At 38.2% G+C, this 13,719-nt stretch carries 17 protein-coding genes; 9 read left to right on the top strand and 8 right to left on the bottom strand.

The genetic code is table 11. The features are described from left to right. Nucleotides 1–55: 55 nt before the first annotated feature. Complete coding sequence (locus tag A9Y75_RS00190; RefSeq protein WP_006199111.1) at nt 56–160, bottom strand: PetM family cytochrome b6-f complex subunit 7; 105 nt, start codon at nt 158–160, stop codon at nt 56–58. A gap of 278 nt (nt 161–438) precedes the next feature. Between A9Y75_RS00190 and pdxA the strand changes: the two genes are divergently transcribed. From pdxA to A9Y75_RS00175, 3 genes are all read left to right on the top strand, one after another. After that, a complete protein-coding gene (pdxA, locus tag A9Y75_RS00185) occupies nt 439–1,476 on the top strand; it encodes a 4-hydroxythreonine-4-phosphate dehydrogenase PdxA (RefSeq protein ID WP_071187101.1) in 1,038 nt (345 codons plus the stop codon). A gap of 89 nt (nt 1,477–1,565) precedes the next feature. Continuing rightward, complete coding sequence (locus tag A9Y75_RS00180) at nt 1,566–1,904, top strand: type II toxin-antitoxin system RelE/ParE family toxin (RefSeq protein WP_071187099.1); 339 nt, start codon at nt 1,566–1,568, stop codon at nt 1,902–1,904. Continuing rightward, nucleotides 1,897–2,193 carry a hypothetical protein gene (locus A9Y75_RS00175; protein WP_071187097.1) on the top strand — a complete coding sequence of 99 codons (297 nt, stop codon included), beginning with the start codon at nt 1,897–1,899 and terminating at the stop codon, nt 2,191–2,193. Before A9Y75_RS00180 ends, A9Y75_RS00175 begins: the two co-directional genes overlap by 8 nt. Before the next feature lie 282 nt (nt 2,194–2,475). On the opposite strand, the gene A9Y75_RS00170 is transcribed toward A9Y75_RS00175, so the two are convergent. Further along, nucleotides 2,476–3,192, bottom strand: coding sequence for a response regulator transcription factor (locus A9Y75_RS00170; protein WP_071187095.1), 717 nt, complete (start codon nt 3,190–3,192; stop codon nt 2,476–2,478). A 709-nt stretch (nt 3,193–3,901) separates the two neighbouring features. Between A9Y75_RS00170 and A9Y75_RS00165 the strand changes: the two genes are divergently transcribed. Further along, nucleotides 3,902–4,351 carry a rhodanese-like domain-containing protein gene (locus A9Y75_RS00165; RefSeq protein ID WP_071187093.1) on the top strand — a complete coding sequence of 150 codons (450 nt, stop codon included), beginning with the start codon at nt 3,902–3,904 and terminating at the stop codon, nt 4,349–4,351. Between the two features lie 390 nt (nt 4,352–4,741). Here the strand turns inward: A9Y75_RS00165 and A9Y75_RS00160 are convergent, their stop codons facing one another. The 5 genes from A9Y75_RS00160 to A9Y75_RS00135 form a co-directional block, all read right to left on the bottom strand. Next, nucleotides 4,742–5,371 carry a ribonuclease D gene (locus A9Y75_RS00160; protein ID WP_071187091.1) on the bottom strand — a complete coding sequence of 210 codons (630 nt, stop codon included), beginning with the start codon at nt 5,369–5,371 and terminating at the stop codon, nt 4,742–4,744. A 101-nt stretch (nt 5,372–5,472) separates the two neighbouring features. Then, nucleotides 5,473–6,021 carry a CAP domain-containing protein gene (locus tag A9Y75_RS00155; protein WP_071187089.1) on the bottom strand — a complete coding sequence of 183 codons (549 nt, stop codon included), beginning with the start codon at nt 6,019–6,021 and terminating at the stop codon, nt 5,473–5,475. Nucleotides 6,022–6,387: 366 nt separating this feature from the next. Beyond that, nucleotides 6,388–7,629 carry a tryptophan synthase subunit beta gene (gene trpB, locus A9Y75_RS00150; RefSeq protein ID WP_071187086.1) on the bottom strand — a complete coding sequence of 414 codons (1,242 nt, stop codon included), beginning with the start codon at nt 7,627–7,629 and terminating at the stop codon, nt 6,388–6,390. A 205-nt stretch (nt 7,630–7,834) separates the two neighbouring features. Continuing rightward, nucleotides 7,835–8,641 carry an Rpn family recombination-promoting nuclease/putative transposase gene (locus tag A9Y75_RS00145; protein ID WP_071187084.1) on the bottom strand — a complete coding sequence of 269 codons (807 nt, stop codon included), beginning with the start codon at nt 8,639–8,641 and terminating at the stop codon, nt 7,835–7,837. A 209-nt stretch (nt 8,642–8,850) separates the two neighbouring features. Next, nucleotides 8,851–10,134 carry a hypothetical protein gene (locus A9Y75_RS00135; RefSeq protein WP_071187079.1) on the bottom strand — a complete coding sequence of 428 codons (1,284 nt, stop codon included), beginning with the start codon at nt 10,132–10,134 and terminating at the stop codon, nt 8,851–8,853. 197 nt (nt 10,135–10,331) lie between these two features. On the opposite strand from A9Y75_RS00135, the gene A9Y75_RS00130 reads away from it, so the two are divergent. Then, the gene (locus A9Y75_RS00130) at nt 10,332–11,345 is read left to right on the top strand and encodes a hypothetical protein (protein ID WP_071187077.1); all 1,014 of its coding nucleotides are present in this window, start codon (nt 10,332–10,334) and stop codon (nt 11,343–11,345) included. A 72-nt stretch (nt 11,346–11,417) separates the two neighbouring features. On the opposite strand, the gene A9Y75_RS00125 is transcribed toward A9Y75_RS00130, so the two are convergent. Further along, a complete protein-coding gene (locus tag A9Y75_RS00125) occupies nt 11,418–11,807 on the bottom strand; it encodes a GxxExxY protein (protein WP_071187076.1) in 390 nt (129 codons plus the stop codon). Nucleotides 11,808–12,032: 225 nt separating this feature from the next. Between A9Y75_RS00125 and A9Y75_RS00120 the strand changes: the two genes are divergently transcribed. From A9Y75_RS00120 to A9Y75_RS00105, 4 genes are all read left to right on the top strand, one after another. Beyond that, nucleotides 12,033–12,386 carry a translation initiation factor gene (locus A9Y75_RS00120; RefSeq protein ID WP_071187073.1) on the top strand — a complete coding sequence of 118 codons (354 nt, stop codon included), beginning with the start codon at nt 12,033–12,035 and terminating at the stop codon, nt 12,384–12,386. 79 nt (nt 12,387–12,465) lie between these two features. Next, nucleotides 12,466–12,624: a YqaE/Pmp3 family membrane protein gene (locus A9Y75_RS00115; RefSeq protein WP_016952002.1), complete on the top strand. Its 159-nt coding sequence runs from the start codon at nt 12,466–12,468 to the stop codon at nt 12,622–12,624. Between the two features lie 287 nt (nt 12,625–12,911). Beyond that, complete coding sequence (locus A9Y75_RS00110) at nt 12,912–13,259, top strand: DUF433 domain-containing protein (RefSeq protein WP_071187071.1); 348 nt, start codon at nt 12,912–12,914, stop codon at nt 13,257–13,259. 4 nt (nt 13,260–13,263) lie between these two features. Further along, complete coding sequence (locus tag A9Y75_RS00105) at nt 13,264–13,626, top strand: DUF5615 family PIN-like protein (RefSeq protein WP_071187068.1); 363 nt, start codon at nt 13,264–13,266, stop codon at nt 13,624–13,626. Nucleotides 13,627–13,719 lie beyond the last annotated feature (93 nt).

Genomic DNA, 13,719 nt, shown 5'->3' with positions numbered 1-13,719 from the left:
ACTGAAAAAATCATCTCTTCTCTCCTCTGTTCCCTGCCCTCTGCTCCCTGCTTCTCTATTCTTCTGCACCCTGAATTTTAAGTAATAATGCACCTAAGGCCCAACCTACGAAGATTAAACCGAAGGATAATAAAGCTGCATTTAAGATTTCGCCACCCATTTGCTGTGATTCTCCTTTGTGAATGGTTTGTTTATGTTTCCCGTTGTTGTGACTACTGGATTTGACTTGAAGGTTCAAATCTCATTTTTGCTAGTCCAGCAACTCAGGTAAACTAGGTCTAACAGCAGCTCTACAAGAGGTACTTTGAGATTAGACCTGTGTGAACAATTTTAAACTACTTTAGCAGTTAATCTCCACTGGTTTGGCGGCAAATCCTTGTGCTTGTGGGAAGAGGGGCAAATGAATGATAATTATTATGAATGAGATTTATATATCAAATGAATCCTTTTAAAGATAAACGTCCACGTTTGGCGCTGACGCTGGGAGATCCTGCGGGAATTGGAACAGAGGTGATTTTGAAGGCTTTAGCAGATCCGGAAGTTAGCAAAAACTGTGATCTGGTTGTGGTAGGTAGCAGGGATTTACTGTTACGTACTTATAGAAATTTAACAGAAAGTTCAGTATCTTTGGCAAATCCAGCAGAATTGTCTGTGATTGATGTGCCGACTACGGGTGAAATTATTCCCGGTGTGGGTAATGCAGCAAGTGGGGCGGCGAGTTTTGCTTATATGGAATATGCGATAGCTCAAACTTTAGCTGGTGAATTTGATGGGATTGTGACAGCACCTATTGCTAAATCTGCTTGGAAATCCGCAGGTTACAATTATCCTGGACAAACGGAACTTTTAGCTGATAAATCTGGTGTTGAGCGTTTTGGAATGTTGTTTGTCGCGCGATCGCCTATTACTGGTTGGACAATCCGCACAATACTAGCTACCACACATATTCCTTTACGTCAAGTAGCTGATACTCTGACACCGCAATTATTAACTCAGAAACTAGATTTGCTGGTGGAGTGTTTAGAGAGAGATTTTGGGATTGAAAATGGGAGAATTGCGATCGCAGGTTTGAATCCCCACAGCGGTGAAATGGGACAACTGGGAACCGAAGAAATAGATTGGTTAATTCCCTGGATAGAGTCAGAAAGGTGCAAGCGTCCAAATATGCAGCTAGAGGGACCAATACCACCAGACACTATGTGGGTTAAACCGGGTATTGCTTGGTTTGGAAATGCTGAAATCAAAAATCCGGCTGATGCGTATTTAGCACTTTATCACGACCAAGGTTTAATTCCGGTGAAGTTGATGGCTTTTGATCGGGCTGTAAATACTACGATTGGTTTACCTTTTGTGCGGACTTCACCTGATCACGGAACGGCTTTTGATATTGTGGGTAAGGGAATTGCTGATGCTACGAGTATGAAAGAGGCGATTAATTTGGCCGTAGAATTGGTTAATCGCAGGTTGGCTGTGTAAGTTGTGGTGTGTCTTTTAAATTCACCCACCCTGAATATCTAAGCCAGAGAGATGTAGGTTGGGAGTGTAGTAATTTAAAACATAACTCCATGAACATCCAACCTAGAGAAATCAAGAATTATTTAACAGTAGATGGTACAAATCCTTTTGATAATTGGTTTGATTCTCTACGAGATAGAAGAGCAAAAGCTAAAATTAGAGCCAGACTTGACCGAGTTGAAGATGGTAATTTAGGAGATTATAAGTCCGTTGGAGAAGGTGTATTTGAACTGAGAATAGACTATGGACCAGGCTACCGGATATACTTTGGACAGGAAGAATCAAAAATTATTTTGCTCTTGTGTGGTGGTGACAAAAGCACTCAAGTCCAAGATATTCTTAAAGCTAAAGAATATTGGGAAGATTATCGGAGTCAAAATGATGCCTAGAAGTACAAGCTATCACGAAAAACTAATTAAAGACTTACAAGATCCTCTAGAAGCAGCAGCTTATATTGAAGTAGTTATAGAAGAAAGTGATCCTACTATGTTAAATAAAGCACTTAGAAATGTGATTGAGGCTCAGGGTGGAATTGATAATTTTTCCGTAGCAGTACAGCAATCCTACGATAAATTTTCCCAAATTCTTGCCGAAAAAGGAGAAATTGAATTTTATTCTTTAAGTACCTTACTTGATGCTTTGGGATTGCAGTTAGCAGTAACAGTGAAGTCAGCTTGAATTCTCCGAATTATAGTATCAATGGTATCCCAGGCTTCATCTGTAAAATCGGGAGAGGGGATGTTGTGACTTTTTTGTTGTTTATCTGCAAGAAAAAAATTAAAGCTTTGTATTGAGGCTTGAGTAGACACAAATTTCCTGGTTTTTGCTGGTTCCAATGTACAAAAATAACATGAATTATCTAATCAAGCCTCAATAAACGTACTTAGGCAAATCCTTATTAAAAGCAAGTTGTTAAGCAAGAACAGCAATATTGTGGTGATGAGTTGCTTTTTCTAAAGTTTAAATTTTGCTACCTTCGGGTGGTTCAAACTTGTAACCATATCCCCGTACAGTTTTGATAAACTCTGGCAAACTAGAATCAACTTCCATTTTTTTCCGTAGCTGACCAATATGGACATCGACAACTCGTCCATCTCCTACGTAATCACAACCCCAAATTTTTTGGATGAGTTGGGGACGACTCCAAGCTTGACCTGGATGACTGGCTAAAAAATGTAAAATGTTAAACTCTAAAGCAGTTAAGGCTAAAGGTTTATCGTTTAGCGTTACTTCTCTACCTTCTGGGTTAATCGCTAATTGTTTAAAGATCAGGCGCTGTGATTGACTGGGATGGATATAACGAATGCGTCTTAAAAGTGCTTCTACTCGGACTTCCACTTCTGCCAAACTAAATGGTTTAGTCATGAAGTCATCTGCACCTGCGGCTAGAACCTTAATTTTATCAGCTTCATCATTGCGGCTAGTGAGTATCAAAACTAAAACATTGGTACGACTTTGCATTTCTTGACAAAGTTTGTAACCATTAGCGTCTGGCAAATTCCAATCCAGAATTACTAAAGCTGGGTTGAATTGCTCAAACAAAGCCAGTCCAGTCTTACCATCTGCGGCTGATTCTATTTGATATTTTCGACTTAAAAAACGGTATACGAGATTTCGGACGCTGAAATCATCATCTACAATCAGAATTTTGGGAGTATTAGTGGAAGGCGTATCCATAAGGCAATGCAGTCTATTATTGATTTGGCAATTTGCTGTAGCGATAAATTGGGGTTTAAGTGTTGTTTTTTAGAGTCCATTCGCTCCTAATCTGGCTAGAGGTGAGAAATCCTGTAATACTTGTATACCCTAAATTTTCCATAAAGTTCATCAAAACTTAAAACATGATAATGCTTAAAAAATGTATGCGTAATGTACAATTTGGGGATTTTTTGAAAAAGTTTAGGTATAAATTCGACAATCTACCCTTCAAAGTCATGTAATTTTCAAGCATCCCTAGAACTACAAACAGCCCAAAAAACGAGAGCTATCATGTATCCGTAGCAATCATTATTATCTGGGTCAAATCGTTACATTTTATTATTCAAATGGAATGAAGTAAATCGGGTTATAAATTAGACTTTTTGTATCAGAAAATCTTATCTGCGTGACTGCTGATCTAGATTTTGATACAAATATCATTAATAAATGCTACACATCAAACCTACAGGGTTTTTAAAACCTATTTAGTATATAGCAATCCTATTTGATTTGTAAATTGACTCATGAGGGCAGGGAATAGGGAACAGAAGGTGTTTGTAAATGATTTAGGAATGCTATGTATCTCTAACTGTACCCAAAGAAAGAGGTTGGAAATTTTCATACTAACGAAAGATAAATCAAGTTGAGATATTTTGCTAAATTGCTGATCAGGTAATCGGTGAAACCTATGACTAACAATGTTTTCAGTAGTATTAATACCCATCAGCAATCAATAGAAACAGAGTCTGATGTTCATGTCATTAAATCTCGTCTAGAATGGGGGGAACCGGCTTTTACAATTTTAGATGTGCGCGATCGCTCGATTTACAACGAAGGTCATATTATGGGAGCAATGTCTATGCCCATAGATGAACTAGCAGACCGTGCAGCATTATCTTTAGATCACAAGCGTGATATTTACGTTTACGGTATGAATGAGGAGCAAACTGCTCAAGCTGCTCAAATACTGCGTGCTGCTGGGTTTTTAAATGTATCTCAAATCAAAGGTGGTTTTGGTGCATGGAAAGCTATCGGTGGTGCAACAGAAGGCATTATTGAAGCACTAACGCCCGCAGGGGCAGACGACTATAATGTTGTATCTAGGATACAAAATCACTTAGAAAACCAACAGAAATGAAATTCGTAATTACAGCAGTTTGGCGTTAAAAATTGTCGTTATGACAAGGGAACAGGGAACAAAGAAAAGGTTTTGGGCAACTTGACTTTTCGTTACATATTACTCTTCGAGAAGCCGCTTCGCGTCTACGTTTTTTCCGTTCACCTGACTTGAAAATAAGACCCCACCCCTAACCCCTCCCCGCAAGCGAGGAGGGGAATAAGAAGTTTTTTTCATGTGTCCTGGTGTACGCAGTTTATGATGACTACTTAATAATTCAGGGACTTACAAATAGAAAATAGAAAAATATCCAATTACCCTGGACAGACTAGAAGTCTATCCCCCAAAATTGGATAGTTTCTTTTTTGGTGTTCCTTAATTGGGAATTGGGAATTGTGGGAGAATTGTGCCTCAGTGTTCAAATAAATCTTTAAACTGCAACAAATCCAAAGACACTATTGTGGGCAGAACTTGAAAGCATTCTTGGGCTAATTCCCAACGTCCTTCTCGTTGCAGCATTTGCGTCAGCTTTTGCTGTATGTTCAGTAAGTAACGGACATCATTAGCGGCGTAATTGAGTTGGGCTTCAGATAAATTAGCGGCGTTACCCCAATCGGAACTTTGAGAACTTTTATCCAGTTCTACTTGTTCTAACTCTTGCACTACATCTTTGAGTCCGTGACGGTTGGTATAAGTGCGGGCTAACTTACTGGCAATCTTGGTACAAAAAACAGGCTGAACCTTAATTTCTAGGTTGTGGTGTAAGGTAGCAACGTCAAAACGGGCAAAGTGAAATACTTTGAGGACGTGGGTTGCTTCCAAGAGTTTTTTTAAATTTGGGGCTGTTGTTTGTCCTTTAGCGATGCGGATAGCTGTGACTTTTCCCTCTGGGTTACACAACTGGACGAGACACAAGCGATCGCGCTGTGGTAATAGTCCCATTGTTTCGGTATCGACAGCGATCGCATCAGATTCTAAATACTGGGAGAGGTTAGCGTCATCAAGATCGCGATCGCTAACCTGAAAATCTGGTAATGTCATGAATGGTTCACAAAATAAATGATTGTGTCTATCAGACAAATAATTCATCAGACACTACATCATTATTGTGCAAGAAATCAGTAATAAAATCTATCTCGTGTTCATCTGGTGTTCAAAAAAATCTGCGTGAGGTAGACTTCGCCTTTGGAGTTAGTGGCGACACCCACTCCTGTAAGTTTGTATTTTCCTTGTATATTTTTTAGATGTCCAGGGCTGTTAAGCCAACCAATCACAGCTTGGTTAGCCGGATTGTTATAACCAACGTTGAAAGCCACATTTTCGGCTGCACTGTTCAAGGTAAGAGGGATAGCCTTAACTCGCTGTTCAAATCCATGATGACTAAACTTAACCACTCCTTTAGCCATGTTTTGACTGTGAATTCTGGCCTGCTGAGTGATATTGGTATTTAAGGTTAAACTTGGTAGTCCTTGAGAAGCCCGATATTGATTAATTTGCTCAAAAACTGATTTTTCTAGCGTAGTAGTTTGAAAATTAAGATTCGATATTGCTGCTTGACTAGAAGTATTCAATGACTGCTGATTTTGAGCGGTTTTTTTGTGAGAATTATTGCTGGTTACAGGAGCGGTCATGAATCCACTAGCGAAGACAAGCGTACTTAAAGCGATGCCAAAAGCAGTTTGTCGAAACATAGAGAATTAAGTAGTGTATGGATTTATAAGACATATACTCTATCTTCTGATTCTGAGAATACATACCAGGATACTATTAAGTCTTCATGATCTGAGTAATTATCGGAATTTTCAGAGTTAGGAGTTCATTTTTATGACTATTGCATTTTACTTATCTGAAAATCTGCCAATTTTATGACTTTTTCATTACCATAGTATCCATTGGTTGATGTCTCTGGTAGATGCCGCCTCAAGTGTTCTTGACACAACATTATTAACCAAAAAATCTCCAAAAAATAGTATCCACTGACAGATGTCGTGGACACTAAAACTATCAGGAAAACATTTCAAAAAAAACTGATCTGGTGTGAATGTTATCGGTGAAACTTACTGAGGAGTGAGAAATTTTGCAACTGTTTGCACATCCTTGTCACCCCGTCCTGAACAGTTGATGATAATCTTGGGACTACCAGTTAGTTGGGGACAGAGAGTTTCTAGGTAAGCGATCGCATGAGAAGTTTCCAAAGCAGGTATAATTCCCTCTAACTTCGACAGCCGTTGAAATGCTTCCAAAGCTTCAGCATCAGTCACACTGTAATATTCAGCCCGACCAATATCTTTCATATAGCTGTGTTCTGGCCCCACACCTGGATAATCTAACCCTGCACTAATCGAGTGAGGTTCAATGACTTGGCCATCATCATCTTGGAGAAGATAACTCATCGCCCCATGCAATACACCAACTTGTCCTTTTGTCAAGGTAGCGGCGTGTTTGCCAGTATTCACACCTTCTCCAGCAGCTTCCACCCCAATTAACCGCACAGATGGCTCCTTCACAAATTCGTGAAATAGTCCCATTGCATTAGAACCACCACCCACACAAGCCATGAGAATATCAGGTAAACCGCCCCATTTTTCTAATGCTTGAGCGCGGGTTTCTTCACCAATGACAGCGTGGAAATCCCGTACCATCATTGGGTAAGGATGGGGGCCAGCGACAGAACCGAGGATGTAATGAGTGCTTTCTACATTCGTTACCCAGTCCCGGATGGCTTCAGAAGTGGCATCTTTAAGAGTTCCCGTACCGGCAGACACTGGGCGAACTTCTGCCCCCATCAGCCGCATTCTGAATACGTTTAAAGCTTGGCGTTCCATGTCGTGAACACCCATATAAATCACGCATTCTAAACCAAACCGAGCGCAAACCGTCGCTGTAGCTACGCCATGTTGTCCTGCACCAGTTTCAGCAATGACGCGCTGTTTACCCATGCGCTTGGCTAATAATACCTGACCGAGAGCATTATTAATTTTATGTGCGCCGGTGTGATTTAAATCTTCGCGTTTTAAATAAATTTGCACCCCTGTGCCATCAGGACGGGCATAATGAGCAGTGAGGCGTTCAGCAAAATATAATGGGGTAGCACGTCCTACATAATCGCGTAGTAACCCTTGTAATTCGGCTTGAAAACCAGGTTCATTACGGTATTGCTGATATGCTGTTTCTAATTCAGCTAAAGCAGGCATTAGGGTTTCTGGGACATACTTACCACCAAAGCGGCCAAAGCGTCCTAGATTATCGGGAACGGAAGCAGTTTGTGAGAAATTAGGGGAGAGGGGAGTAGTAGTCACGGATTGGGTAAAATAAAAGAACAAAGTTAATTTTAATTCTAGAACTGTTGAGGATGCCGATAAAGAGCATTATTCTCTCGTTCCCAGTCTCCAGACTGTGAATGCCATCTTGGAGGTTCTACCTCCAGGTATAGTAGAGTCAGAGCCTCTCAATTGCATTCCCACGCAGAGCATGGCAACTAGAGAGTATGGGAACTAGAGAAAATCAAGATTCTTGTATCTCCTTTTGTAAAACCTGAACTTGCTCAAGAGATAATTCGGTAACTTCAGCAATTTGTTCTAAACTCATCCCAATTCTCAGCAAATTTAAAGCCAACTTTCTTGTTGTTTCAGCTTTACCTTCAGCTTTACCCTTAACTTCCCCTTCTTCTAAAGCTTCTTGATAAACCTTAGTTTGTTTCAACTCGCTTAAACCTAACATAGCTTCAATCTCCTCTCTGCTCTTTTTGGGTAATTTGTAGACGATAATTGTCTCAATGAGGTTAATTAAATCCCGTCTGATGGTTGCATCAGTTAGTTGTTGGTTTGCTTGGGCAATTAAGCGTTTTGCTAGTGCTGGTGCAGCTTCCTCTGTTTCTATCACCAGTTTAACAACACCCACCCCTAAAGAACTCTCTCCCAACTCATCTAAATAAATGCGTTTAACTCGCTCCAGCAGCAAGATTTCACCAAATTGCAAAAGCTGTTCTCTTTCTATATTACGACTGGGATAGATAATCACAACCTGCCAAGGATGAGGAGTTTTGTATTGTCGTAGGTAGAGAAAAAGTTCCGCAAATAGACGATAATATAAATCATCATCTGGCTGAAACTGAACTTCAACTACATAAAATGGTTTTTCTGGATCTTTGGTTGTTGGTAAAAATAAACCATCTAAACGAAAAGCTAGTTGTTTAACTTCACGAGATGTGAATTCATAAATACCTGCTTCTGCGGGAGAATGGTTAATTAATTCAAAGAAGATGCTAGGAAATGCTTGAAATAAGCTATAGAAAATAGTATCTGTTTTCACGGTAATTGAGTAATTTTTATATCTAATCTAGTTGAGGTTTCGCGCAAACATACAAAGGAGCAAAGACGCAAAGAAAGAAAATTCTCTTCTCGTTCCCAGTCTCCAGACTGGGAATGCCGTCTTAGAGATTCTACCTCCAGGTATAGTAGAGGCAGAGCTTGGTAATGAGAGAAAGAGAACGAGAGGAAGCAGAAAAACAGCTAATCAGTTTAGCTAGAAACTGCTATTTTGCTTTTATCCTGAAAGTACCAGTAGAGATTAGCTAGAATTGTATCTGTTATTTCTTGCCAATTCCCAGGAACTAAGCCTTTATAGCCAGAAGCTGTTGCTTGCTGGGTTATATAAGATTCGTATTCTCTGCGTAAATCAGGCTGAATCATAAATCTTAGTTGATCCTGTAGTGATAAATAATGAGATTTATTTTTCAAATCTTGATAAACTACTAATTCTTGTGGTTCTGTCACCATATGTGAGTTTTGGTTTGTTTCTAAATCATCAGCAGATCCAAGTTCAGAACTTGCTAAAAGTTTCCGTTCACTGACAGGTAAAGTTTTTATCCAATCTATATGATTTTGCCAGGATGATAATACAGCTAAATCATTATTGACAATACAAGATATTTCTGGAAATAGAAAATCTAATTCTTCTTCTGATTGACATTTATCAATTACAGTCAAACAATCTTGACGGATTGTATTTTGAAGGTGAGCAAGTTGATTAAAAACAGCATCATATTGATTTTGTAATTGATAGGTTAAAGCTATTGTTTGCTCAATTCCCCAAGCACATTCCATCCGGCGAAGATATCCCGCTGCACAAGTATCTGAGAAAATGAGAGGATTTTTGTAGTCATCTAAAGCATGACTTAATGTGTTCCGTGCGTTGTCCAACGTAGCATTTCTAATACTTTCTTCACACAACAATGCTGTCTTTATTGATTGTAATGCTCCTTGAAATCGCCCATGTGCTGTAATTAAAATTAATTGATGTGCGTGAAATTTTACATCTGCTGCAACTTCATCAATTCTTTTGATGATTTCTTTTCCTTCGTCTTTTAAAGCTGCTTTCAAGTCAATAAAACCATTTTTGACTTCTAGATGGAGTAATTCTACTTCTTTCCGCAATTTGAAAGTCTGATATAGATTGACTGCTGATAACACAATACCTATACCTACCCCAAGACCAATTACAGGGATAGTAGCTTGTAAAACTCCCACAGAGTTTTGAAGTGTGTCAAGCATTCTGTAAGTTTTTTGAAACCCCCGATGGGTTTGAAACATCTGCAACCCACCCATGACGAAATCTACTGGAACAGTTAGAGGATTGACGCTTGCGGACTGATCTACAATTACACCGATTGCGTGAGCTACAAACTGACCAGATACTTTATCTCTGGCCATACCTATTAGTTCTCCGGTAGATGAATTAGAGACAATTTCATATGTACCAGACTTAATTCCAGCTTCAATTGCAGGGGCAAACGTGAACAGCATATTAGGGATAAGAAAAGTGATATTTATAGCCTAGCCTTTATACTTACACAAAAAAATCCTATTTTTCTTAATATGTTGCATAGAGTTGAATTTGGTATATTATAAATAGCAGTATAAATACTAGAATGCTTATTAGCTTATCTCTAGTGTTAATACTAGTATAAATCAACTATAAAAGTAAATCCCTGTGGTTAGTCATGAATAATTATTACAAAACATTTCAAGGTGTGATTGAGTCGGCTGACCAAATTATGCTTGATGAAGGTAGTTCTGAGGAACTGAAGCAATCAGCTACTCAACTTAATAAATCAGTTAAACCATGTATTACAGAACTGAAACAATCAGCCACCAAACTCAAGGGTTTAGTTAAAAATTGTTTTAATGATTTATATCATGCAGAAGATGTTTGGCATAGCAAGCAAAGGGTAATTGAAGTACCTACTTCTCAAATATGGGAGCAAATTGGCGATTGGAGTGGCTTGTCTGTTAAAGCTCGTAATTTATACAATCAATCTAAGTCTGAGACTTTAAAAACAGTTAAAAAATCTTGGACTGCTAGAATTGAAAGATTAAAAAGACAATACTTTGAAGATGATAAAAATAAGACTAAAAATTCATTAAATCTTTTTGAAAAAGATAAATTTATTAAAGACTTTGACAGAGAAATACAATTGCAAATCAATGGTATGAAAACTAATTTATCGGAAACTATCTTATTAATAATTCAAGGATTTCAGCCTCAAAAACCTTTTATTGAAATATGTAGTAGTCAGTTAAATGCAGGAAAGAAAAGCGAAGTAACTAATAAATTTAATTCAATTACAGAATCGTTGGCCACCTTACTAGAAAGATCATTTGGCAATGGTTTATATGTATACAGTGTTAATAATTTAATTGATTCAGTGAGTAACACTGCTAAAGGATTAGCCAAAGAAGGCACTTTAGGAATTAGCCGAGATCAATTTACTAAAACCTATGAGGAAGTAGCTAAAAAGTTAGAAAAGATAGTGGTTTCTATTTTTGATGAGTTATCGAAATTAGTTACTAAAGCCATTGAACAAGCAATCGCATTCTATAATGATTTTTTAGAACTTCAGAAACGGTATCAACAAGAAACACCAGAACAACGCCAAGCTGAAAACGCCTGGATAGAGCAGCAGCGTCAAGAATTGATGGAAGTAGAAAATGGAATTGAGATAATAATTAATTAACTAACCACGAAGGCACGTTCTCGGAGCGTCCCGAAGGGATAGAACACGAAGGAAGAGAAAGAAGAAGAAGAGTTAAGAGGAAAGAATGATGCGTTTAATGCCTTCTTTGAGAACGGGGACGTTAAAATTGATGAGAAGACCAAGGGGACAATTAGTCATTTTTAAATAAGAAATAACTTGCGCTTCATGAATAGGGGCTAATTTTTCCACAGCCTTCAATTCAACAACTAGAGAATCACCAACAAGAAAATCTAATTCCCCCTCACCAATGGGATAACCTTTGTAATTTACTGCTACTAAATGTTTAGGTTTATGAGGTATTCCCCGCAAACGAAACTCCAAACCCAACGCCTCTTGATATACCCTCTCCAAAAACCCCGCACCCAACATCCTATGCACCTCAATACCCGCCCCAATCACAGCATAAGCCAACCTCTCCACCTCATCACCCAACCTACTCATCCTTCCTTCTTCTTCTTCTTCCTTTCCTTCGGAACGTCTTCGACGAACGTGTTCTTCGCTTCTATCCCTTCGGGACGCTCCGCGAACGTGGTTCATTTCCTCTTACCTTCTTATACTCTATCATGTAGCAATTATATATCCGATTACCCCCGCTTAGTCTACAATAGACAATATCTAAACTAAAATTGTTTACAGTGAAAGTTTATTTTTTCTGCATTAAATTGTATGGCTTCTAATCCCAAATCTGACAAACGCTTTGTCTACCAAGAATTTGGTAACGGTAGTTCACCCGCACTCGAACGCGCTGTGGAACGTGGAATCCAAGATTTACCCCCAAATCAGCAAAATGTGAGAATCCAAGCCACTCGTGCTGGACGCAAAGGTAAAACTGTCACAGTCATTACTGGGTTTCAAACTAAACCCGAAACTTTAGCTACTTTATTAAAACAGTTAAAAGCCCAATGTGGTACGGGTGGGACGGTGAAAGATGACGAAATTGAAGTTCAGGGAGATCATAAACAGAAGATTTTAGAGATTTTGGTCAAACTTGGTTACAAGGCTAAAATCAGTGGTGGTTGAAGGGTACGGTTTCCCGTATCTTTTCAGGAATTATAGTTGTAAGATGTGAGTTTATCTTTGAGATTAACAGGAGGCTGAAATGGATTTAGTACGGATTTTATGCGCGGTTTTTTTGCCACCTTTAGGAGTATTTCTGCAAGTAGGTTTCGGTCTAGACTTTTGGATTAATATAGTTTTGACTTTGTGCGGATATCTTCCAGGAATTATTCACGCCGTTTGGATAATTGCCAAGAAATAATTATTGTGGAGAGATAGATTGGATTTGTCTATCTCTCTATTTATTCAATTTTATTTGGTGAAAACTGATTACCTATTTGTTCAACACATTTATATAATTTATAATTATTGCCACAATTTTTTACTCAGTTAGAAAGTTGCTATTATACATAGTTTATAAGAATTCGCGTAAATGACTACCATAACCTTACTTTTATCTGGAGTATAGGAACGATAAAAGCTACCTATAAGTTATAATTAATCTAAACTGTTAATTGCCAAATCTTTGAAAATCATAGTTTTAAATTTATGAACAGCCAAACTATATCTACTAAGGATATTGTAGAGTATTTCAATTTTCTCTCTCCTGGAGATATTAGATTAAAAAACTCAAGAATTGGAATTGAAACAATACTTTATGAATACATTGATTGTGGACGCTCTCCAGAGGAAATTGCCCAAATATATCAATCACTTTCTTTAGAACAAGTATATGCGACTATTCTTTACTATCTGCAAAACCAAGAGACTATCAGTGCTTACATGAAGAATTGGATAGAACATGGTCATAGAATGAGAGAACAACAGCGACTTAATCCACCACCAGTATCAGAAAAACTCCGCCAACTTAGAATAGAAAGACAAGCAAAAGTATAAGGAAATGACAATTAAATATTTGATTGATGAAAATATCAATCCTTTATATCCAAAACAAATTAAACTCAAAGAACCTGATATTGTTGTTCAGGTAGTAGGAGAACCAGGAATACCACCGAAAGGGACACTTGATCCTGAAATTCTCTGTTGGTGTGAGGAAAATAATTTTATATTAGTGACAAATAACCGCACTTCTATGCCAGTACATTTAGCTGATCATGTTGCTGTGAATCGTCACATACCAGGAATTTTTATTCTCAATCCTAATTTAAGTGTTGGTGAAAATATAGAAGAGTTAATATTAGTTGCTTTAGCTTCTGAAGATGGTGAATATAAAGACCGCATAGTTTATTTACCATTACCATAAAATGGTAATATGATTGTAGGTTGGCTTCAGGAACAGCGCCACCGAACAAAAGCTTCGGTAATGTTGGGTTTCCTTGCGTCAAACCAACCTACA

This window comes from Trichormus sp. NMC-1 (assembly GCF_001858025.1).
Classification (GTDB): domain Bacteria; phylum Cyanobacteriota; class Cyanobacteriia; order Cyanobacteriales; family Nostocaceae; genus Anabaena.
Note: the sequence above shows the minus strand (reverse complement) of the source record. Positions and strands in the feature narration are given on the sequence as shown.